At 75.1% G+C, this 21441-nt stretch carries 17 protein-coding genes; 9 read left to right on the plus strand and 8 right to left on the minus strand.

Annotation, left to right across the window (positions count from 1 at the left end; genetic code table 11):
* Positions 1 to 74 precede the first annotated feature (74 nt).
* Positions 75 to 1049, plus strand: coding sequence for a NosD domain-containing protein (locus I4I81_RS07535; protein ID WP_218602353.1), 975 nt, complete (start codon positions 75 to 77; stop codon positions 1047 to 1049).
* Between the two features lie 189 nt (positions 1050 to 1238).
* Positions 1239 to 2225 carry a hypothetical protein gene (locus tag I4I81_RS07540; protein WP_218615912.1) on the plus strand — a complete coding sequence of 329 codons (987 nt, stop codon included), beginning with the start codon at positions 1239 to 1241 and terminating at the stop codon, positions 2223 to 2225.
* Here I4I81_RS07540 and I4I81_RS07545 read toward each other — a convergent pair.
* Positions 2194 to 3057 carry a 3-methyladenine DNA glycosylase gene (locus I4I81_RS07545; RefSeq protein WP_218603749.1) on the minus strand — a complete coding sequence of 288 codons (864 nt, stop codon included), beginning with the start codon at positions 3055 to 3057 and terminating at the stop codon, positions 2194 to 2196. The genes I4I81_RS07540 and I4I81_RS07545 overlap by 32 nt on opposite strands.
* A 32-nt stretch (positions 3058 to 3089) precedes the next feature.
* Between I4I81_RS07545 and I4I81_RS07550 the strand changes: the two genes are divergently transcribed.
* The gene (locus I4I81_RS07550; RefSeq protein WP_218603748.1) at positions 3090 to 4124 is read left to right on the plus strand and encodes a class I SAM-dependent methyltransferase; all 1035 of its coding nucleotides are present in this window, start codon (positions 3090 to 3092) and stop codon (positions 4122 to 4124) included.
* Here the strand turns inward: I4I81_RS07550 and I4I81_RS07555 are convergent.
* The 3 genes from I4I81_RS07555 to I4I81_RS07565 all read right to left on the minus strand — a co-directional run bounded on the left by I4I81_RS07555 (position 4106) and on the right by I4I81_RS07565 (position 7745).
* Entirely contained in the window at positions 4106 to 5167 is a 1062-nt protein-coding gene (locus I4I81_RS07555) for a hemolysin family protein (RefSeq protein ID WP_218603747.1), read from the minus strand. The two genes, I4I81_RS07550 and I4I81_RS07555, sit on opposite strands and share 19 nt — an antisense overlap.
* Complete coding sequence (locus I4I81_RS07560) at positions 5160 to 6476, minus strand: hemolysin family protein (protein ID WP_218603746.1); 1317 nt, start codon at positions 6474 to 6476, stop codon at positions 5160 to 5162. The genes I4I81_RS07555 and I4I81_RS07560 overlap by 8 nt, the downstream gene beginning before the upstream one ends.
* A 177-nt stretch (positions 6477 to 6653) precedes the next feature.
* Positions 6654 to 7745, minus strand: a complete 1092-nt coding sequence (locus I4I81_RS07565) for a DNA glycosylase AlkZ-like family protein (protein ID WP_218603745.1) — start codon at positions 7743 to 7745, stop codon at positions 6654 to 6656.
* Positions 7746 to 7856: 111 nt separating this feature from the next.
* On the opposite strand from I4I81_RS07565, the gene coaA reads away from it, so the two are divergent.
* From coaA to I4I81_RS07580, 3 genes are read left to right on the plus strand one after another with little or no spacing between them, the layout of a single operon-like run.
* Positions 7857 to 8816: a type I pantothenate kinase gene (coaA, locus tag I4I81_RS07570; protein ID WP_218603744.1), complete on the plus strand. Its 960-nt coding sequence runs from the start codon at positions 7857 to 7859 to the stop codon at positions 8814 to 8816.
* An 18-nt stretch (positions 8817 to 8834) separates the two neighbouring features.
* Positions 8835 to 9317, plus strand: coding sequence for a MarR family winged helix-turn-helix transcriptional regulator (locus I4I81_RS07575; protein ID WP_218603743.1), 483 nt, complete (start codon positions 8835 to 8837; stop codon positions 9315 to 9317).
* Between the two features lie 52 nt (positions 9318 to 9369).
* Positions 9370 to 10383, plus strand: a complete 1014-nt coding sequence (locus tag I4I81_RS07580) for a GNAT family N-acetyltransferase (protein WP_218603742.1) — start codon at positions 9370 to 9372, stop codon at positions 10381 to 10383.
* A gap of 6 nt (positions 10384 to 10389) precedes the next feature.
* Here I4I81_RS07580 and I4I81_RS07585 read toward each other — a convergent pair whose 3' ends face one another.
* The gene (locus I4I81_RS07585) at positions 10390 to 11187 is read right to left on the minus strand and encodes a DUF427 domain-containing protein (RefSeq protein WP_218603751.1); all 798 of its coding nucleotides are present in this window, start codon (positions 11185 to 11187) and stop codon (positions 10390 to 10392) included.
* A gap of 221 nt (positions 11188 to 11408) precedes the next feature.
* Between I4I81_RS07585 and I4I81_RS07590 the strand changes: the two genes are divergently transcribed.
* Genes I4I81_RS07590 through I4I81_RS07600 form a run of 3 tightly spaced genes read left to right on the plus strand, consistent with a single transcriptional unit; the run spans position 11409 to position 15574 of the window.
* Positions 11409 to 12587: a lactate 2-monooxygenase gene (locus I4I81_RS07590; RefSeq protein WP_218603741.1), complete on the plus strand. Its 1179-nt coding sequence runs from the start codon at positions 11409 to 11411 to the stop codon at positions 12585 to 12587.
* Between the two features lie 48 nt (positions 12588 to 12635).
* The gene (locus tag I4I81_RS07595) at positions 12636 to 14477 is read left to right on the plus strand and encodes a serine/threonine-protein kinase (protein WP_218615913.1); all 1842 of its coding nucleotides are present in this window, start codon (positions 12636 to 12638) and stop codon (positions 14475 to 14477) included.
* Entirely contained in the window at positions 14417 to 15574 is a 1158-nt protein-coding gene (locus I4I81_RS07600) for a heparan-alpha-glucosaminide N-acetyltransferase domain-containing protein (protein ID WP_218615914.1), read from the plus strand. Before I4I81_RS07595 ends, I4I81_RS07600 begins: the two co-directional genes overlap by 61 nt.
* Before the next feature lie 38 nt (positions 15575 to 15612).
* On the opposite strand, the gene I4I81_RS07605 is transcribed toward I4I81_RS07600, so the two are convergent.
* Genes I4I81_RS07605 through I4I81_RS07615 form a run of 3 tightly spaced genes read right to left on the minus strand, consistent with a single transcriptional unit; the run spans position 15613 to position 21439 of the window.
* On the minus strand, positions 15613 to 16464 hold the full coding sequence (locus I4I81_RS07605; RefSeq protein WP_218615915.1) for an SWIM zinc finger family protein: 852 nt from the start codon (positions 16462 to 16464) through the stop codon (positions 15613 to 15615).
* Entirely contained in the window at positions 16461 to 19118 is a 2658-nt protein-coding gene (locus I4I81_RS07610) for an SCO1167/SCO6262 family helicase (protein ID WP_218604555.1), read from the minus strand. The genes I4I81_RS07605 and I4I81_RS07610 overlap by 4 nt, the downstream gene beginning before the upstream one ends.
* Positions 19115 to 21439, minus strand: coding sequence for an ATP-binding cassette domain-containing protein (locus tag I4I81_RS07615; RefSeq protein WP_308187746.1), 2325 nt, complete (start codon positions 21437 to 21439; stop codon positions 19115 to 19117). Before I4I81_RS07615 ends, I4I81_RS07610 begins: the two co-directional genes overlap by 4 nt.
* Between the last annotated feature and the right edge of the window lie 2 nt (positions 21440 to 21441).

The raw sequence follows: 21441 nt of genomic DNA on the forward strand, positions 1-21441 counted from the left end.
CGGATCCGCCTAACGGACCGGCGCGGTGCGGCGACAGGGTGCATGACACCCCGCCGCGCCGTGCAGGAGTACCCGTGAAGCTCGCCCGTCTCCTCGTGGTCCCGATGGCGGCCGCGCTGCTGCTCGCGCTGACGTCGGTCGGGAACGCCGCACCGCCGTCGACGAAGGCGTGCTCGGGCGGCACGGCGGTCTCCGACGCCGCCGGTCTCACCCGGGCACTGGCCGCGGCGGGGCCGGGCTCGGTGATCCGGCTCGCGTCGGGCACCTACACCGGGAACTTCGTCGCCCGCGGCGCCGGCACGTCGAGTCGGCCGATCGTGCTCTGCGGCCCCCGCACCGCGATCCTCACCGCGGGCACCATCGCCACCGGCTACACGCTGCACCTCGACGCGGCCCGGTACTGGCAGGTCAGCGGGTTCACCGTGCGCGGCGGCCAGAAGGGCGTGATGGCCGACGCCACCCGCGACAGCCGCATCGAGGGCCTGCTGATCGAGGGCACCGGCGACGAGGCCCTGCACCTGCGGACCCACAGCAGCGACAACGCGGTGCGCAACAACGTGATCCGCAACGTCGGCTCGCGGACCCCGGCGGTGGGGGAGGGCATCTACGTCGGCACGGCGCAGAGCAACTGGTGCACCTACACCGCGTGCCGGCCCGACCGCAGCGACCGCAACCTCGTCGAGGGCAACGACATCTCCACGACGCGTGCGGAGTCGGTCGACATCAAGGAGGGCACGACCGGCGGGATCCTGCGCAACAACCGCTTCAACGGGGCCGGGATGACCGACGCCGACTCCTGGGTCGACGTGAAGGGCAACGGCTGGACGATCAGCGGCAACCTCGGCACGACCAGCTCCGCCGACGGCTTCCAGCTCCACCGCATCCTCGACGGGTGGGGCCTGGACAACGTGTTCAGCGGCAACACCGCCACCGTCAACGGCCCCGGGTACGGCATCAACCTGTCGACCAACAGGGACCGCAACCGCGTGACCTGCACGAACAAGGCGTACGGCGCGGCGAAGGGCCTGGCGAACGTGGCCTGCCGCTAGCCCGCCCCGTGCGGGCGGGCGTGACCCCCTCCGGTCCACGCCCGCCCGCACCCACGCACAGGAGGGCTCACCACGTCCGCTGATACCCGCCCTTCATCCGTCAATGAAACATTGACGCCTTCGAAACGTCGATCTTTGATTGACCAAAGACCTGCCACGACGAGGAACGGGCCGCCTACCGTGGCGGCTGTGTCCGACGACGGGGAACGGCTGCTGGCGGGGCCGCGGGGGAGGCGGCTGCTGTGGGGGTTGTTGCGGGAGCACCTGCACGGGCCGGCCTGGTGGGAGGCGCAGGTCGACCGGCCGGCCGAGGTCGCCGCACTGGTCGTCGAAGCCACCGCCGCGGTCGACGCCGTGCTGGAGGAGCCGCTGACGCCGGACCGGCTGGGCGGGGCGCTGGCCGGCGCCGTCGACTCCGCCTGGTACTGGCAGGAACCGGACGGCGTCGACCGTGCGCTGGCCGTCACCGTCGACGCGCTCGCTCCGCTGGCCGCCCGGGTGGTCGCGTCCGAGCCGGCCTGGTGGGCCGCGCCGTGCTCGCCGCAGGACCAGTGGCTCGTGGAGTGGGAGGGCGTCGATGCGTGGTACGCCGCGCCGCCGGATGCGCTGGTGCGCTGGCGGAAGGACACCCTCGACGACGAGGTGCGCGCGGCACAGCGACCGTCCGACGTCCGGGCGAACTGGAGCGGACACTGGTGGTCGACGCCGTGTCTGGCCGGGCTGCCCTCGACGATCCGCCCCGGCCCCGCGGGGCCGGCGCTCGTGGAGGACTCGCTCGGCTGGGAGACCGCGACCTGCCATCCCGTCGTCCCGGTGCGGCCGCCGCGTATCCGCGAGATGACCTGTGCCGCCGACTGGGTGGCCCTCGTCCGCGCCCACCCGCTCGACGTCACCCGGTCCCGGCGGCACGACTGGTGGCGGACCACGGGCGTCGACGGGCGGTGGCTGATCCCGGACTGGGCTGCGGTCGCCCGTGACCACGACGCGGTGCACCTGACGGCGCGGGCCTACCTGGAGGCGGCGGGTGTCGCTCTCCCGGTCGGGGGCGGGACGTACACCGTGCTCGCCGGCTGGGACCCCGACCGGACGTGGTGGCTCACCGACCTGCTGCGGCCCGCCGGAGTGGGGGAGCCGCGGCGGTGGGTCAGGACGGACGAGGGATGGCGGCCGGGGTGAGGAGGTCGCAGACCTCGACGAGCCGGCGGCGCAGGGGAGCGGCCCGCTCGGCGAACGCGGCCTGGGCACGGGCGTACTCGGCGCGACCGGTGGGGGTCTCGATGCGGACCGGCGGGTAGCCGAGGTCGGCGAGGTCGTACGGGCTCGCGCGCATGTCGAGCTCGCGGACGTCGACGGCGAGGGCGAAGCAGTCGACCAGCAGCGCCGACGGGGTGGCGGGGGAGAGCTTGTAGGCCCACTTGTAGAGGTCCATGGTGGCGTGCAGGCAGCCCGGCTGCTCGTTGTCCACCTGCGCCTCGCGGGTGGGCGTCAGCGCGTTGCGGGGCACCGCGGCGTCGGTGAAGAACCGGAACGCGTCGTGGTGCGTGCAGTGCACCGGCAGCGACTCCACCACGGCGTCGGTGCCCGCGGCCCCCAGCCGCAGCGGCACGGCGCCGTGGCGGGGCGCGTCGGTGCGGTAGACCATCGCCCACTCGTGCAACCCGAAGCAGCCCAGCCTCGGCGGGCGCGACGCGGTCGCGTCGAGCAGGGCCCGGACGAACTCCGCGGTTCCGGTCAACCGGTCGGGCAGGGCGGCGGGGTCGAGGTGCACGGCGTCGCCGTCGCGGATCCAGCCGGGGCGGTCCTCGCCCCCGCGCAGCGCGACCCCGAGGCCCGGCTCCCACTGCTCGAGCCGCACGGGGCGCAGCGAGTAGTAGGTGAACAGGAAGTCCATGACGGGGTGCGCCTCGCCGGCGCGGCGGCGCTCCCGGTGCGGCACGGTCCACGTCTCCACGCGCTCGCGATGGGCGGCCGCCAGCCCGCGCCACGTCGGCTCGTCCAGCACCCGCACCACGCGGACGCTACCCGGGCCATCATGGCCCGATGGACACGGCGGCCTTCGGCGCCCGGATGCGCGACCTGCTCACCGGCCACGCCCTCACCACCCTCATCGGCATCGGGCACCGCACGGGCCTGTTCGACGCCGCCGCCGCGCAGGGCCCCGCCACGAGCAGCGAGCTGGCCGACCGCGCCGGCCTCGACGAGCGGTACGTGCGCGAGTGGCTGGGCGCGATGACCACCGGTGGCCTGTTCGAGCTCGCCGACGACGGCCGGTTCGTCCTGCCGGAGTCCCACGCGGTGTTCCTGGCCGGTGCCCGGGCGTCCAACATCGGTCCGTCGGCGGGGTTGCTCCAGCGCCTCGACGCGGTCTCGCCACAGGTGGAGCGCTGCCTCGTCGACGGCGGCGGGGTGCCGTACGCCGCGTACGCGGCACTCGGGCCGATGGGGGAGCACTGGCGCCACATCTACGACGATCACCTCGTGAGCGGCTTCCTGGGAGCCGTCGACGGCCTCGACGCACGGCTGCGCGCCGGCGCACGGGTCCTCGACCTGGGCTGCGGGAGCGGGCACGCCGCCAACCTGATGGGCAGGGAGTACCCGCGCAGCGAGATCACCGGCCTGGACCTCGCCCCGGAGGCGATCGCGCAGGCGGAGGCCGAGCGCGCGGCCATGGGCCTGTCGAACGTGGCGTTCGTGGTGGCCGACGCCGCCGACCTGGCACCCGAGCCCGCCCACGACGTGATCACCGCGTTCGACGCGGTCCACGACCAGCAGGACCCGGCCGGTGTGCTGCGCCGGATCCGGGCCGCGTTGGCGCCGGGCGGGGTGTTCGTCATGGTCGACGTGAACTCGACCGGGAGCATCGCGGACGACCTCGGCGACCCGAACGCCGCCGTCCTCTACGCGATCAGCCTGCTGTTCTGCGTGCCCACCTCGCTGGCCGCGGGCGGTACCGGGCTGGGGGCGATGTGGGGCCGCGAGGCCGCGCTGGCGATGCTCGCCGACGCCGGGTTCGACGACGTCGAGGTGCTCCCGGCGCCCCGCCCGCAGAACGTGGTCTACGTGGGCCGCATCTGATCGCCCGGCGCGTGGGTGGCGTCTCGGACGTTGCCGACGTAGCGCTCGATGAGGTCCTCCATCGTGACGACGCCCACCGTGCCGCCGTCGGGCCCGACCGCGCGACCGAGGTGCGCGCGGTGCCGCCGCAGCACCGCCAGCGCCTCGTCGAGCCGGGCCCCGGTCGGTACCTCGGGCAGCGCCCGCACGCGGGCCGGTGGCACGGCGGCGGCCTCGTCGTCGGCGAGGTCGAGGATGTCCTTCACGTGCAGGTAGCCGGTGAGACGGCCGTCCTGGGCGCGCAGCGGGAAGCGGGAGTAGCCGTGGTCGGCCACCGCGTGGGCGACGTCGCCGACCACGGGGTGCGGCGGGAGCGTCACGAGGTCGCCCGCGGTGATCAGCACGTCGGCGACCGTGGCCTGCGCCGAGCGCAGTGTGCGCGTGAGCCGGCTGGTCTCCTCGTCGTCGAGCAACCCCTCCCGGCGCGACTCGGTGATCAGGTCGGCCAGCTCGCCGGAGGTGAACGCGGCCTCCAGCTCGTCGCGCGGCTCGACCCCGACCAGGCGCAGCACGCCGTTGGCCAGGAAGTTGAAGAAGGCGATCAGCGGGCGGGCCGCGGTGGTGAACACCAGGAACGGCGGCACCAGCCACATCGCGGCGGCCTCGGGCCCGGCGATCGCGATGTTCTTCGGGACCATCTCGCCGAGCACCATGTGCGCCACCACGACCACGGCCAGCGAGACCGCGAACGCGATCGGGTGCAGCACGGCCTCGGGCAGCCCGACGAACGCCAGCGGGCCCTCGATCAGGTGCGCGACCGCGGGCTCGCCGAGGCGCCCGAGCAGCAGCGAGCAGATCGTGATGCCCAGCTGCGACGCGGCGAGCATGCGGGACAGGTCGGCGTGCGCTCGGAGGACGACCGCGGCTGCGCTCTGACCGGAGTCGGCCAGCGACTCCAGGCGGTCGCGCCGGGCCGAGACCAGCGCGAACTCGGCGCCGACGAAGAACGCGTTGGCCGCGAGCAGGAGCACCGCGGCGAGCAGGGCGAGGACGTCGCTACCCACGGAGGGCCTCCTGGGGGGCGGGGTGCATCCGCAGCTCGGCGACGCGGTTGCGGTCGCGGCGGGTCACGGTGAACCGCCGCCCGTCGACGACCAGCTCGTCGCCGACGTCGGGGAGCCGGCCCAGCTGCGCGAGCACGAGCCCGGCGAGTGTCTCGTAGGGCCCGTCGGGCATCGTGAACCCGGTGGCGTCGACGACCTCGTCGGAGCGCAGCAGGCCCGAGACCAGCCATCCGCCGTCGCCGAGGGGCTGCACCTGCGCGCGCTCGGCGCCGTCGTGCTCGTCGTGGACGTCGCCGACGATCTCCTCGATCAGGTCCTCCAGCGTGACGATGCCGGCGGTGCCCCCGTACTCGTCGACGACGACGGCCATCTGCAGGCCGGAGCCGCGCAGCGCGGTGAGCAACGCGTCGCCGTCGAGGGAACCGGGGACGGTGGGCACGGTCTGCACCAGCCCACGCAGCGGGGTCCGGCGCTCCGGCGCCCCGAACGCCTGCTTGACGTGGACGACGCCGAGGACGGTGTCGGGGTCGCCCGCGTCGACGGGGAACCGGGAGAAGCCGGTGCGCCGGGCGAGGGCGATGAGGTCGGCGAGGGTGTCGTCGGCGTCGAGCGACGCCATCCGCACGCGGGGGGTCATCAGGTCCTCGGCGACGCGGTCGGTGAAGCGCAGCGAGCGGTCCAGCAGGGTGGCGGTGCCGGCGTCGAGCGTGCCGCTCTGGGCGCTGGAGCGGACCAGCGACGACAGCTCGCGCGGCGACCGGGCCGAGCGCAGCTCCTCCGCCGGCTCGACGCCGACGCGGCGGACGACGGCGTTGGCGGCGCTGTTGAGCACGCTGATGAGCCAACGGAAGGCGTGCGCGAACCCGCTCTGCAGCCACACGACGTTGCGGGCGGTGCGCAGCGGGTTGGCGATGGCGAGGTTCTTGGGCACCAGCTCGCCGAACACCATCGACAGGGTGGTGGCGACCAGCAGCGACAGGATCGTGGCGGTGGTGGCCGCGGGCCCCTCGGGCAGCCCGACGGCGTCGAGCGCGGGCCGGAACAGCGAGGCGATCGCGGGCTCGGCGATGTAGCCGGTGACCAGCGTGGTGACGGTGATGAGGAGCTGGCTGCCGGAGAGCTGGAACGACAGGTCGCGGTGGGCGCGCTGCACGGTGCGGGCGCGGGCGTCGTCGGCCTCGGCGACGTGGGCGTCGACCTGGCTGCGCTCCAGCGCGGTGAGCGAGAACTCCGAGGCCACGGCGACGAACGTGCCGAAGGTCAGCACGGCGACGCCGAGCAGGCCCAGCACGGACAGCAGGACCGTCATGGGCGCACGTCCGTCGTGCGGGGGCTCCGGGTGCGGTGACCCGGCGCGGAACTGCAGCCCGGCTCGGCGGGACGTGCGATGCGCACGGACGTGCTCCTCGGTGCTTCGGTCGGCTCAGTCTAGGGACACGTTCCGCAGGACTACCCGCGGCAGCCCGGTCCCAGACGGAGCCGCCCGTCACACCACCTCGACGCCGGCCGAGCCGCGGACCGCGGCCAGCCGCTCCGGCTCCTCGCCGAGGTCGACGCGACGACCGGACCACGCGATCTCCAACCGGAGCGTGCGTCCCTTCTGCTTCGCGCGCCACGTTCCCACGACGTCGATGCCGGACAGCACCACCCCCGGCGACCCGATCGGCTTCCAGATCGCCTTCCGCAGCGCCGCGTCGGGCACCAGCACCTCCCGGTCGCGGCTCTGCAGCCACGGGTCCGACGGCGGCAGCAGCCTCACGACCGGTTCCGGCTCCGCGGCGAGCACGGCGTCGACGATCTCGGGCGGCGCCGCCGCGGACCGGCCGCCCACCCGCACCGCGACGAGGTCGCGCGGCCGGTCGGCGGCCGCCGCCGACCGGGAGGTGCCGAGGAACGCGGCGATCTCGACCTCGGTGGACGGCGCGAAGAAGCGCAGGTAGGAGCGCTGCAGAGCCACGGTGCCCGCGTCGGCGTCGGCCGGTGGGCCCGGCCGGCCCGGGATCGGCTCCAGGACGAGCGGCCGGGACCCGCGCAGCCGCACCCCGGCGGCGAGCCCGGTGACGCGGAGCAGCTGCTCCCCGACGTGCTGGACACCGCACCCGCTGCAGTACGGGGAGAGCTCGGCGGGGACCACGGCGGTGACGGCTGTACTCAGGTCGGCCTTCGTCATCGGGGCGGTGAGCACCGACCGCACGGCGTCGGCCACGGTCCGGAACGCCGCCCGTGCCGCGCCACCCGCCTCGGCGAGGCGGGCCTTCTGCCAGCCCAGCCGGGCGGCCGCGTCGGCGTCGTCGCGGGGCCAGCAGGCGGCGGCGAGGGCCGCCAGGTCGGCCGTGCGGTGCAGGTGCGGGGCGCCGCGGTGCGACCAGACCTGGGTGAGCTCCCCGCCGTCGGTGAGATCGTCGGCCGGGCCGAGCGGGGTCTGCAGCCGTGCGGACAGGGCGAGCGGCAGCGATCCGGGCGGGGAGTTCTGCACGCCGAGGTCGAGCACGGCGATGTCGGCGGGCGCACCCACCCGCTCCACGAGACCGTGCGCGTGCAGACGGTGGGTGAGCACCTGCTCACGGGTCAGGTCCATACGAGCATGATGCTCGTGACCCCCGACACTCCCGGGTGAGCCGCACGTCACCTCCGTCAGCCGCCGGGCGCACCACGACCTAGGTTGACCCCTCATGAACGGCAGCCGCCCATGACCGGTCGCAGCAGCCTCGCTCGCGAGGCGTCGTCGCCGTTCGTCGACTTCGACCGGGCCGCCTGGGCGAAGCTGGGGGAGGCGACCCCGCTCCCGCTCACCGCCGAGGAACTGGAGAAGGTCCGCAGCCTCGGCGACGAGGTCGACCTCGACGAGGTCCGCGAGGTCTACCTCCCGCTGTCGCGACTGCTGACCCTGCACGTCCAGGAGGGCGGACGGCTCTACCGCGCCTACCGCACGTTCCTGAACGCCCAGAGTGCGCGCACGCCGTTCGTGATCGGGGTCGCCGGGTCGGTCTCGGTCGGCAAGTCGACGACCGCGCGGCTGCTCAAGCTGCTGCTCGCCCGCTGGCCGCAGCATCCGCGCGTCGAGCTCGTGACGACCGACGGGTTCCTGCACCCCAACGCCGAGCTGGCGCGGCGTGACCTGATGACGCGCAAGGGCTTCCCGGAGAGCTACGACCGCCGCGCGCTGCTGCGGTTCGTCACCGAGGTCAAGGCGGGGCGGGCCGAGGTCGCGGCCCCGGTGTACTCGCACCTGGTCTACGACATCGTCGCCGGCGAGAAGCTCACCGTGCACCGCCCCGACATCCTGCTGCTGGAGGGGCTCAACGTCCTGCAGCCCGCGTCGTCGATGCCGGGGCGCGCGGCGCTCGCGGTGAGCGACTTCATCGACTTCTCCGTCTACGTCGACGCCGCCACCGAGGACATCCGTCGCTGGTACGTCGACCGCTTCCTGCGGCTGCGCGAGACGGCGTTCCGCGACCCGGAGTCCTACTTCCGGCGCTACGCCGAGCTCACCGAGCACGAGGCCGTGGCGCGGGCGGAGAAGATCTGGGCGGAGATCAACGGCCCCAACCTGCAGCGCAACATCCTGCCCACCCGCGGCCGCGCCAGCCTGGTGCTGCGCAAGGGCGCCGACCACAGCGTCACCGGGGTGCGACTGCGGAAGGTCTGACCTGGCACGATGCCGGGCATGAACGCCCGTTCCGACCGGATCGACACGGACCCCGCCGCAACGGGCCCCGGGAACGACGCCGAGCTCACCGAGCTCGCCGCCCACCTGCGCCTGGCCGTGGGGCGGCTCAACCGGCGGATCCGGATCGACGGACGCGAGTCGATCCCGCCGCTGCAGCTCTCCGCGCTGGTCACGGTGGAACAGTGCGGCCCGCTGCGCCTGTCGGACCTGGCGCGGCGCGAGGCCGTCACCGCGCCGACGATGAGCCGCGTGCTCTCCGCGCTCGACGAGCAGGGCCTCGTCGTGCGCACCCCGGACCCGCAGGACGCCCGTGGCGTCCTGATCACCCTGTCCGAGGAGGGCTCCACGCGGCTCAACGAGGTCCGCACCACCCGCACCGCGCTGGTCGCCCGCCGCCTGGCCCGTCTCGACGACGCCCAGCGCCGGGCCCTCGCGGCCGCCATGCCCGCGCTGGAGGCCCTGCTCGTCGACGACGAGTGAGCCGCGCGCACACCGTTCGGCACCCGGGCACCGGTCCGCGACACTGCGGCCCATGCTGCCGATCCGCACCGCCCGGCTGACGCTGCGCGCCCTCACCACCGCCGACGCGCCCGCCGTCGCCGCGTACCACGGCGACGCCGACGTCGCCCGGTACCAGGACTGGCCGCTCCCTGTCGACGGGGAGGCGATGCGGCGGCGTTTCGCCGACCAGCCACCCGCGCCGGAGCCGGGCCGCTGGATGCAGATCGGGGTGGAACACCACGGCGAACTGGTGGGCGACCTCGCCGTCGGGCTGGACACCGCCGGGCACCAGGCCGGGATCGGCTACTCGCTCCGCGCCGACCGCCAGGGGCTCGGCATCGGCCGCGAGGCCGTGTCGGCGCTGGTGGACGCCCTGCTCGACGGTCTCGGCGTGCACCGGATCTCCGCCACGCTCGATCCCGACAACGTCCGCTCCGCGCACCTGCTCGAACAGCTCGGGTTCCGCTACGAGGGCCGGTCGCCGTCCGCGGCGCTCGTGCGGGGCGCCTGGCTCGACGACGACCGCTACGCCCTGCTGGCCGCCGACCGCGAGGCCTGGCGCGCCCGCCCCACCGGCCCCCCGCAGGACGTCGCGCTGGTCCCGGTCGACGCGTCGACCACCCGCGCGGTGTGGCGGCTCGTGACCCACCGGTCCCAGGAACGGTTCGTCGCCACCACCGCGGTGTCGTTCGCGGACGCCCTGTTCCCCGAGTCCGTCGACGGGGTGCCGCTCCTCCCGTGGCTCCGGATGATCACCGCGGACGGGGAGCCCGCCGGGTTCGTGATGCTCGCCGAGGTCACCTCGACGGTTCCCGATCCGTACCTGTGGCGCCTGCTGGTCGACCGCCGCCACCAGCGCCGCGGCGTCGGGGCCCGCGCGGTCGGCCTGCTGGGCGAGCGGTTGCGGGAGCAGGGCCGCACCCGGCTGGTGACCAGCTGGGTGGAGGGCCCGGGCGGGCCGGGACCGTTCTACCGCCGCCTCGGCTTCGTCCCGACCGGGGAGATCGACGACGGGGAGACCGTGGCCGCGCTGGCCCTCGGGTAGGCCCGGTCAGACCTCCGCACCGTCCACGACCGTGCGCAGGTCGTCGTGCAGGAAGCTGAGGTGCCCGGCGATGCGGGCGGACTCGGGCAGCGGGTCGGGGTAGCCCCAGGCGGCGTCGGCGATCTCGCGGCCGTCGGCCAGGCGCAGGTTCCGGTAGCTCGACTCGCCCTTGTACGGGCAGCGCATGCGGGTCTCACTCGGCGTCAGCGTCGCGCGCACGTCGTCGGGCCGCAGGTACCAGCGCGTCGGGAGACCGGTCTCGTCCAGCCGCAGCGGCGCGTGTGACTCGGCCACCAGCTCGTCGCCCGCGAAGACCTGCACGTGACGGCTCGTCGGGCGGACGTCGACGCGGGTGTAGGGGTCGGTGAGATGGGCGAAGACCTGCTCGTCCTCGTCGAACCAGGCGTCGGCCGCCTCCCAGTACAGGCAGGCGTAGCCCAGCAGCCACGGCGCGGAGTCCACCGGCTCGGGGTAGGCCCACAGCGCGTCGGGGACGGTCCGGTCGCCGACCTGCAGCGTCCGGTAGGTGGCGTCGCCCTTGAACGGGCAGTGCGTGCTCAGCTCGCTCGGCACGAACGCGGTGAGGTCGATGTCGTCCTCGGGCACGTAGAGCCGGGGCAGCAGCGCGGTCTCGTGCAGCAGGGCGCCGCGGGTGGTGTCGAGGATCGTGCGGCCGGCGAACTCGGCGCGCACCCGTCGCGGGAACGGGTGCATGAGGAGCTTGTGCGCCGGTCCGTCGACGGTGTAGTTGACGGTCTGCGGCGCGCGCGGGGACAGCGGTCCGGTGGTGCGGGTGAGGCCCATGTCACCGGCAACGCCGTCCCCGCGGCCGGGCATTCCGCCACAGGGCGAGCCGCACGTCGTGGTCGGTGAGCCAGGAGCTCAGCGCCAGCTCCACGGCCCACCGCGACCCCGTCCCGGATGGGTGACGTGCTGGCGTCCTGGTCCGCCGAGGACGGCGACACGCTGGCGACCTTGCTCAACCGGCTCGACGTCGACCTCGACGCCCACCGTAGGTTGCCCTCATGAGCGCCCCCTTCTCCTCCTACGCCGCCGAGATCTACCTGCGCGGGCTGGGCGACGAGGTGCCCCGCTACCCGGCCGACCCGTCGCATCTCGAGGAGGCGGCCCGGTCCGTCCTCACCGACGGGCCGTTCGGCTACATCGCGGGCGGCGCCGGCCAGGGCACCACGATGCGCGCCAACCGCTCCGCGTTCGACCGGCACGGGTTCGTGCCGCGGATGCTGCGCGACACCACGTCCCGCGACTGGTCCACCACCGTGCTCGGCACCTCGATGCCTGCACCGCTGCTCACGGCCCCGATCGGCGTCATGTCGATCCTGCACGCCGACGGCGAGCTCGCGGTGGCCCGCGCTGCTGCCTCGCTGGGTGTGCCGATGGTGCTCTCGACCGCCTCGTCCTACACGACGGAGGAGGTGGCGGAGGCGAGCGGCGACGGCCCGCGCTGGTACCAGCTGTACTGGCCCACCGAGGACGCGGTGACCGTCAGCCTGCTGCAGCGCGCCCGCGCGGCCGGCTACACGACGCTCGTCGTCACCCTCGACACCTGGACGCTCGGCTGGCGCCCGGTGGACCTCGACGGCGCCTACCTGCCGTTCCTGCGCGGGGTCGGCACGGCGATCCCGTTCTCCGACCCCGCGTTCCGGGCCGGGCTGGCGAAGGCCCCCGAGGACGACCTGATGGCCGCGGTCGGGCGCTGGGTGCCGATGTTCACCGGCACCGCACTGCGCTGGGACCGCCTGGACCTGCTGCGCGAGCACTGGGACGGCCCGATCGTCCTGAAGGGGGTGCAGCACGTCGACGACGCGCTGCACGCGCTCGACGCCGGCATGGACGGGATCATCGTGTCCAACCACGGCGGGCGGCAGGTCGACCGCGCGATCGGGTCGCTCGACGCGCTGCCCGGCATCGTGGGAGCCGTCGGGGGGCGGGCGCCCGTCCTGTTCGACTCCGGCGTCCGTACCGGCTCCGACGCCGCCGTCGCGCTCGCGCTGGGCGCCGACGCCGTGCTGCTCGGCCGCCCGATGGCCTACGGGCTGGCGATCGGCGGCGAGGAGGGCGTGCGGCACGTGCTGCGCAGCGTGCTGGCCGAGCTCGACCTCACGCTCGCCCTCGCCGGGTTCGCCGACCTGGCGTCGTTGCGGGCCGCTCCGGATGTGCTGGGACGGGTCCCGGCGCGGTGATGCCATAGTGGGGCAGGACGTGGCGGCGAGAGGCACCTGGAGGACTGCGTGGACGGGGTCACCGCGCTGGTCGCCGCCCTGATCTCCGGCCTGAGGGCCGTGCTGAACACCGACCTGGTGGTCGGCGGCTGGGCCTGGGCGATCACGGTGCTGGGGGTGCTGGTCGGGCTGTTGCCCGCGGTCGGGGCCTTCCTGCTCGCGGTCTGGCGCAAGGGGATCGGGTCGCGCTACGGCGTCGGCGCCGCACTGGGCTTCATCGTCCTGGGCCTCGGGTCCGCCGGGCTGCTGCCGTGGCTGGCCTTCACCGCCACGGGGCGGGTCGTGCGGGCGGCCGCCGCGGGGGAGCAGGTCAACGGCCTCCGCTCCTCCGACGTCGCCGCGCTCGCCGAGCCGATCCCGGTGCCGTTCGCCGACCTCGTCTTCGCCTCGCAGGGCGACTACCTGGGCGGCACGTCGGTGCGCCAGGCGTTCGACCCGGCGAACCCGGCCGCGTTCGGGCTCGCGATCGGCGTGCTCGCCGTGCTGCCGCTGCTCGTCGCCGTGTTCGTGTGGATCCAGGCGCGGGTCGCGCTCCGCCGCGGCCCGACCTGGCCGGTGCACCTGTTCTGGATCCCCGCGCTCGCGGTGCCGTTCCTGACGGCCTCCACGCCCGCGGGGTCGTCGGGGCACCTGTGGATCGGTGCCGTCGGCGGGGCGTTCATCGGGATCTTCGTCGTGCTGCTGGCCGGGCGGCCGTCGCGGGAGACGGTCCGCCGGTCGCTGGAGCCCGCGGCCTCCCGCCGCGTCGACGCCCCGCCGCGCACGCCCGACCCGGTCTCCCGCGGCCCCGTGCGCAGCGCCCCCATCCGCAGCCGCCCGGTGCCCCCGACCCGGCCCGAGGACGTCGCCGCGGCCCGGTCGAAGCGGTCCGAGCGGCAGTTCACCCGGCCCCCGGAGCCGCTGGTGTCCGTGCCGCGTTCCGGCGTCGGCCCGACGCCCACGCTCGTCGCCGCCGGGCCGCTGTTCGGGGCGGCCGCGGCAGCGCCGGGTCCGCGCAACGGCGAACCGCGGTTCCGGATGATCCGGCGTCTGGGGGCCGGCGGCTTCGGCAAGGTCTGGCTCGCCCACGACGCGAAGCTCGGCCACGAGGTCGCGCTCAAGGCCGCGCACACCCCCGACGCCGAGACCGAGGAGCGCATCCGGCGCGAGGCCACGGCGCTGGGTTCGGTGCGCCACCCCAACTGCGTCCGGATCTTCGACCTGGTCGATGCCCGCAGCGACCCCGGCCTCGCCGAGCTCGAGGGCATGGTCCTGGTCATGGAGCACGTCGAGGGGACGCCGCTCGGCGAGCTCGTGCGCTCCCGCGGGCTGCTCGACGACATCGCGGCCGCGCGGGCCTGGGCGTCGGTCGCGGGGGCGCTCGACGCCGCGCACACCCGTGGCGTCATGCACCGCGACGTGAAGCCGGGCAACGTGATCGTCGACGCCGCCGGGTACGCGCACCTGATCGACTTCGGGATCGCCCGCCGCACCGGCGACGCCACGCTGACCGTCGCCGGGTTCGTGCTCGGCACACCCGACTTCCTCGCCCCCGAGGTCGCGGGCGGGCGGCGGGCCACGCCGCAGTCGGACTCGTGGCAGCTCGCCGCCACCATCTCCTACGCCCTGACGGGTCACCCGCCCCGCGGCACGCACGGCGACGCCGTCTCCGGGCTGCGGGCGGCCGCGGCCGGTGCGCCGCTGTCGCAGCTCCCGGCCCGCAGCGCGCACACCGCCCTGTTGCACGCCGCGATGCACAACGACCCGGCGCAGCGCCCACCGCTGTCCGCCGCGCGCGACGCCCTGGAGTCGTGGCTGCGCAGCGTCGACGCCGCCCCGGACGGGCCGGTGACCCAGGTGACGCGACGCTGAGCGATCCGACGGCACCGGCCGGCTCGGCCGAGCGCCTCCTCGGGGTCGACGCCGCGCGGGCGGTGGCCCTCGCCGGGATGTTCGCCACCCACACGCTGCCACTCGCCGACCCCGACGGGTCGGCGTCGCTGACCGGGCTGGTCGCGCACGGGCGGTCCTCGGCGCTGTTCGCGGTGCTCGCGGGGGTGGGGATCGCGCTGTCGACGCGGGGGCTCCGCGGCCCCCGGGACCACGCCGCGGCCGGTGCGGGACTGCTGGTGCGGGCGGTGCTCGTCGGCCTGCTCGGGCTCGCGCTCGTCGGGCTGGATCCCCCGGTCGCGGTGATCCTCGCCTACTACGCGCTCCTGTTCGTCGTCGCGGTGCCGCTGCTGCGCCTGCGGGCGGGGGCGCTCGCGGCGGGGGCCGCGGTGATGGTCGTCGCCGGTCCGGTGCTGAGCCAGGTCCTGCGGGCGGGTCTGCCCGACGGGCCGGGCCCGCAGGCCGGGCTCGGGTCCCTCGCCGACCCCGGTCAGCTGCTGGTCACGCTGGTCCTGACCGGCTACTACCCGGTACTGCCCTGGACCGCGTACCTGCTCGCGGGCATGGCGGTGGGTCGGCTCGACCTGCGCGACCGCCGCGTGGCGGGGTGGCTCCTCGGCGGCGGGGCGGCACTGGCCGTGGTGGCCGCGGCCGGGTCGTGGTGGCTGGTGGGTGTCGCCGGGCCGGCGCTGGACGAGCGGGGGGTGCGGCACTACGGCACCACGCCCGTCGAGGCCTGGTGGTGGCTCGTCGTCGACGCCCCGCACTCGGGCACCCCGTTCGACCTGGCGCACACGATCGGCACGGCGCTCGCGGTCCTCGGCCTCGGGCTGCTGCTGCCGCGGGCCGTCGCGTGGCTGCCCGCGGCGGTCGGGGCGGTGCCGCTGACGCTCTACACCGGGCACGTGGTGTGGCTGGCGGCCCGGCCGACGGAGGGTGCGTCGACACTGCTCGCCCACCTCGGGGTCGCCGCCGTCGTCGGCGTGGGGCTGCGGCTGGCCGGGCGACGGGGTCCGCTGGAGTCGGTCGTCTCGGCCCCCGGCCGGGCGCTGCGGCGGCGGGTGGCGGCGCGGTCCTGAGCCCCGGCGGGGCCCACTCCCGGGGCGGGTGCGGCCCGTCAGGGCCTGTGGGGCCCGAGGAGGGCCCGGGCCCGGGCTGCCGCGTCGGCGGCCAGGCGGGGGAGGAGGCCGGGGTCGAGGCCCGGTGGGGGCGGGACCGCCGGCACCGACACCGGGCCGGGGTGGGACACGGCCGGCAGCGCCGTCGGGGTGGCGGCGTAGGCCTCCGCGGCCGGGACGGGACGGTCCAGCCGGGCTACGGCGTCGGAAGGGGCGGACCACGCCGTCCCGGGCCTCGCCGGATCGGGGACGGCCGACTCGGGAGTCGCCGTCGCGGTCGCGGGGGTGGCCGTCGCGGGGGTGGTGAGTGCGGCGATCAGGTCGTCGGCGGAGCGGCCGCGCAGGAGCAGCAGGACGAACGGATCCTCGTCGAGCAGCCAGGACGTCTGGTAGCACAGGGCGGCGGAGTGGGGGCACGGGTCGCCGATGTCGGGGCAGTCGCAGTCGGACTCCAGGTCGCCGACGCCGGGCAGCAGGTCCACGCCCGCCGCGTCGGCGGCGTCGACGAGGGCGCGGGGCAGCTCGCCGTCGAGCAGGGCGGCGAGGTGACCCGCCTCGGCGCCGGTCTGGCGGCGCAGCCGGTCCCAGTCGGCGTCGTCGAGCACCGGGACGTGCACGACGGTGCCGACCGGACCGTCGTCGGGGTCGTCGGCGACAGCGGAGAGCCGTCCCGGCGCCACGGTGATCGGCCCGAGCCGCCCGCTGCCGGCGAACCGGCGGCCGCGGCGCAGCACTCCCGCATCGAGGGCGGCATCCTCCAGCGCCGACACGAACTCGCGCGCCCACCACGACCGGCCGCGCTGTCCGGGCCGGGCGGCGAACGCGGGATAGCCCTTGGCCACGACCGTCATCGCAGCCCCACCAGCTCGGCCAGGTCGGCGTCGGACAGCTCCGACAGCGCGGCCTCGCCGCCGGTGAGCACGGCGTCGGCGAGCGCGCGCTTGGTCTCCAGCAGGGTGGCGATGCGGTCCTCCAGGGTGCCTTCGGTGATCAGCCGGTGCACCTGGACCGGGCGGGTCTGCCCGATCCGGTACGCGCGGTCGGTGGCCTGGTCCTCCACCGCGGGGTTCCACCAGCGGTCGTAGTGCACGACGTGGTCGGCGCGGGTGAGGTTGAGCCCGGTGCCCGCGGCCTTGAGCGAGAGCAGGAACACCGGGGTCTCCCCGCGCTGGAACGCGTCGACCAGTTCCTCGCGCCGGGGGACCGGGGTGCCGCCGTGCAGCAGCGCGTGCCCGATCCCGCGGTCGGCGAGATGGCGCTCCAGCAGCCGCGCCATGGCCACGTACTGGGTGAAGACCAGCACGGACCCGCCCTCGGCGAGGATCGTGTCGAGCAGTTCGTCGAGCAGCTCCACCTTCCCGGACCGGCCGGCGAGCACCGGTTCGGCCTCGTGCGCGTACTGCGCGGGGTGGTTGCAGACCTGCTTGAGCGCGGTGAGCAGGCCCAGCACGAGCCCGCGCCGGGCCGTCCCGTCGGCGGCGGCGATCCGGGCCAGGGTGTCGTCGACGACGGCGGCGTAGAGCCCGGCCTGCTCGGGGGTGAGCGCGACGGGCCGGTCGGTCTCGGTCTTGCGCGGCAGCTCCGGGGCGATGCCCGGGTCGGACTTGCGCCGCCGCAGCAGGAACGGGCCGATCAGGCGGGCGAACCGGGCGGCTGCGTCGGTGTCGCCGCTCGCGATGGGGTCCGACCATCGGCGCCGGAACCCGGCGCGGGTCCCGAGCAGGCCCGGGGTGGCCCAGTCGAGGATCGCCCACAGCTCGTCGAGGTCGTTCTCCACGGGCGTGCCGGTGAGCGCCACCCGGGCCGGGCTCGGGATGGTCCGCAGCGCCCGCGCGGTGCCCGACCCCGCGTTCTTGACGTGCTGGGCCTCGTCGGCGACGACCAACCCCCACCCGTGCGCGGCGAGGACCTCCGCGTCGAGTCGCATGGTGGCGTAGGTCGTGAGGACGACGTCGGCGGCGCCCAGCGCGCGGTCGGGCCCGTGGTAGCGGGCGACGGCGAGACCCGGGGCGAACCGGCCGATCTCGCGTTCCCAGTTGCCCAGCAGTGACGCCGGGCAGACGACGAGCGTGGCGCCCGTGCCGAGTGCGGCCCGGCGCAGGTGCAGCGCGATCAGGGTGACGGTCTTGCCCAGGCCCATGTCGTCGGCGAGGCACGCCCCGAGCCCGAGCGAGGTCATCCGGTGCAGCCACCCGACGCCGCGGAGCTGGTAGTCGCGCAGGACGGCGGTGAGCCCGTCGGGTGCGGCGTCGGGCTCCGGTGCAGCGGTCAGCTTCTCCCGCAGCTCGGCGAGTCGGCCGGTGGCGCGGACGGCCACCCGGGTGCCGTCGAGGTCGATCTCACCGGTCAGGGCGGCCCCGAGCGCGGCGGCGACCGGCACCGGCGGCGCGACGGGGTTCGCCGCGCGACGGCGGGTCGCCGAGTCGACGAGGACCCACTCGCCGCGCAGCCGGACCACCGGCCGGTGGCTGCGGGCCAGCTCGTCGCGCTCGTCGGGGGTGAGCGGGGTGCCGCCGAGTGCGACCTCCCAGTCGAGACGGAAGGGGTCGGTGCCCAGGAGGGACGGCCCCCGGCCCGCGCCCCCGGCGACCACCTGCGTCTGCAGGCTCGTCAGATCGCGCGGCCGGTGCACCGAGATCCCCGCCTCGGCGAGTGCGGCGCCGCCGGAGTCGAGCAGGTCGGCGAGATCGACGTCGTCGAGATCCGCCTCGTCGGGGACGGTGCGGGTCAGCAGCTGCTCCAACGGCGCCCAGAACCGCGCGGCCCGCCGGACCGCGCGCAGCGCGTCGACCCGCGCGTCCGGCCCGAACCCGACGGCCGCCCCGCTCCAGACGTCGGCGAGGTCGGCCAGGCGGGTCGGATCGTGGAGGGCGTGCACCTGGACGACGAGCCGCAGCCTCCCCGCCGGATCCCCGTCGAGCCGCAGTCCGTCCAGGCGCAGCGAGACCCGCACCCCGGCGTCGACCCCCGCCGCCGCCTCCGCGGCCCAGTCCCGCAGCTCGGGGACCGCGACCGGGGCGGTGCCGGCGTACGGGCCGTCACCGGACCGCGGCAGGTGATCGGCCACCGCGTCGACGAACGCCCGCACCAGCGGCGCGGCCGCGGGCAGCAGCGTGCCGTCGGCGGGGACAGCGCGGGCCTGCGCAGGCATCGCCGCCGCGAGCGCCCGAAGCCGGTCGGCGTCGGCGGCGTCGAGCGGACCGGCCCGCCAGGCGTCCCACCCCCCGGCGGTGACGCCCGGCAGCAACCGGCCCCGCGCGACGAGCCCGAGTGCGGTGCGTGCGGCGGCCGCCCAGAACAGGACGGACCCCGCCGCCGTGTCGTCCGCGGCCAGCAGCAGCGGGAGCGCGTCGCCGATCTCGACCAGCCGCACCGGCTCGGGGCGCACCACCCCGCCCGGCCCACCGGCGATTCCGAGCGATCCGGTCGGGGCGGGCGGGTCGCCCCACAGCACCAGCGTCCCGGTGCGCGGTGGGTCGGCCGGGAGGAAGGACGCTTCTCTCACGCGACCCCGGCGCCGACGTGCCGGGCCAGGTGCTCCCCGGTGAACGATCCCGGCGCGTCCAGCAGCGCCGCGGGCGGGCCCTCGAACACGATCGACCCGCCACCGTCGCCGCCGTCGGGCCCGAGGTCGATCACCCAGTCGGCGTGCGCGATGACGTCGAGGTTGTGCTCCACGACGATCACCGAGCTGCCGCCGTCGACCAGGCGGTCGAGCATCGTCAGCAGGTGCCCGCAGTCGGACATGTGCAGCCCGGTGGTGGGCTCGTCGAGGACGTAGATGTTGCCCTTCTCGTGCAGCCGGCCGGCCAGCTTGAGCCGCTGGCACTCGCCACCGGACAGCGTGGACAGGGGCTGCCCGAGCGTGAGGTACCCCAGCCCGACGTCGACGACGGCCTGCAGCTTGGGCCGGATGTCGCGCCCGGTGAAGAACTCGACGGCGTCGGCCGCGGTCATGTCGAGGGCGTCGGAGATGGACTTCCCGCGGACGGTGAGGGCGAGGACCTCTTCGGTGTAGCGGCGGCCGCCGCAGTCGGCGCAGGTGGAGCGCACGCCGTCGAGGTAGGCGAGATCGGAGTAGACCGCGCCGAGACCGTTGCAGGTGGGGCAGGCTCCCGCGGAGTTGAAGGAGAACAGCGCCGGCTTGACGCCCGTCTCCTTCGCGAAGAGCTTGCGGACGGCGTCCATGACGCCGGTCCAGGTGGCGGGCGTGGACCGGATCGAGGTGGCCACCGCGCTCTGGTCGACCACGATCGCGTCGGGGTGCTGGGGGATCAGCACCTCGCGGACCAGCGTGGACTTGCCCGAGCCGGCCACCCCGGTGAGCGCGACGAGCACCCCGAGCGGGACGTCGACATCGAACCCGCGGAGGTTGTTGGCGGTGGCGTCGCGCAGCGGGAGGGTGCCGGTGGGCTGCCGCGGCGATTCCTTGGCCCGGACCGGGCGGTGCAGGAACTCGCCGGTGAGCGTGCCCGAGTGCTGCAGGCCCGCGACGTCGCCCTGGTAGACGATCGTGCCGCCGGCGGTGCCCGCCCGCGGGCCGAGCTCGACGACGTGGTCGGCCTGGGTGATGACGTCGGTGTCGTGCTCGACGACGAGCACGGTGTTGCCCTTGTCGCGCAGCCGGTGCAGCAGCGCGTTCATCCGGCCGACGTCGCGCGGGTGCAGCCCGATCGTCGGCTCGTCGAACACGTACATGACGTCGACCAGCGACGACCCGAGGTGGCGCACCATCTTGATGCGCTGGGACTCCCCGCCGGACAGCGTGGAGGTCTCCCGGTCGAGCGTGAGGTAGGCCAGGCCCATGTCGACCAGCGCACCGACCCGGGCGATGGCCTCGTCGACGATGGGGGCGACCTCGGCGTCGCGGACGGCGGGCAGCCACGCGTGCAGCGAGGCGAGGTCCATCGCGCACACCTCCGGCAGCGTGACGCCCGCGACCGTGGCCGTGCGGGGGGCCTCCGCGAGCCGGGTGCCGCCGCAGTCGGGGCAGCGCACGGAGGTCGTGTACTTCGCGATGACCTCCTTCTTGCGGTCCGACGCGCCCTCCTCCGCGGCGTTGACGAAGATCCGGTTGAACTTCGCCTCGACGCCCTCGAGGTCCATCCGCATGGCCTTGCGGCCCGCCATCGTGATCTCGACCTTCTGGTCGGCACCCCACAGCAGCAGCTGCCACTCGTCGTCGGTGTACTCACCGAGCGGCTTGTCGTTGTCGAACCGCCCGGACATCACGTAGATCAGCCAGTACCAGCTGTCGACCGCGAAGTCCTTGTGCCGGATCGCGCCCTCGTTGAGCGACTTCGTGCGGTCGAACATCACCGCGTGGTCGAGCTGCACGCGCCGCCCGATCCCGTTGCAGCCCGGGCACATGCCCTGCTCGTTGAACGAGAAGGCGTAGCCCGGGCCCACGTGCGGGGTGCTGCGCCGGGAGAACAGCAGCCGCAGCAGCGGGTTGATGTCGGTGACGGTGCCCAGCGTGGAGCGCGTGCCCCCGCCGAGGCGCTTCTGGTCGACCACGATCGCGGTGGACAGGTTCTCGATCAGGTCGGCGTCGGGCTGGCCCAGCTTCGGCAGGAACCCGCGGACGAACGCGGAGAACGTCTCGTTGAGCTGGCGCTGGGCCTCCGCGGCGATGGTGTCGAACACCAGCGACGACTTGCCCGACCCGGACACGCCGACGAACGCGGTGATGGCGCGCTTGGGGACGCGGACCGACACGTCGCGCAGGTTGTTCTCCCGCGCGCCCGTGACGACGATGTACTCCTGCTGGCTCGCCATCTGCTGCACTCCCTGGTCGACGTCGGCGGACAGTGTGGCGGGTGGCACCG

The organism is Pseudonocardia abyssalis (assembly GCF_019263705.2).
Lineage (GTDB): Bacteria > Actinomycetota > Actinomycetes > Mycobacteriales > Pseudonocardiaceae > Pseudonocardia > Pseudonocardia abyssalis.

Coding starts and splice junctions, on each gene's coding strand:
- I4I81_RS07560 (WP_218603746.1), bottom strand. CDS start 6,476: ATGACGGTCCTGCTGTCCGTGCTGGGCCTGCTCGGCGTCGCCGTGCTG.
- I4I81_RS07590 (WP_218603741.1), top strand. CDS start 11,409: ATGAGCGCCCCCTTCTCCTCCTACGCCGCCGAGATCTACCTGCGCGGG.
- coaA (WP_218603744.1), top strand. CDS start 7,857: ATGACCGGTCGCAGCAGCCTCGCTCGCGAGGCGTCGTCGCCGTTCGTC.
- I4I81_RS07605 (WP_218615915.1), bottom strand. CDS start 16,464: ATGACGGTCGTGGCCAAGGGCTATCCCGCGTTCGCCGCCCGGCCCGGA.
- I4I81_RS07575 (WP_218603743.1), top strand. CDS start 8,835: ATGAACGCCCGTTCCGACCGGATCGACACGGACCCCGCCGCAACGGGC.
- I4I81_RS07550 (WP_218603748.1), top strand. CDS start 3,090: ATGGACACGGCGGCCTTCGGCGCCCGGATGCGCGACCTGCTCACCGGC.
- I4I81_RS07580 (WP_218603742.1), top strand. CDS start 9,370: ATGCTGCCGATCCGCACCGCCCGGCTGACGCTGCGCGCCCTCACCACC.
- I4I81_RS07565 (WP_218603745.1), bottom strand. CDS start 7,745: ATGGACCTGACCCGTGAGCAGGTGCTCACCCACCGTCTGCACGCGCAC.
- I4I81_RS07585 (WP_218603751.1), bottom strand. CDS start 11,187: ATGGGCCTCACCCGCACCACCGGACCGCTGTCCCCGCGCGCGCCGCAG.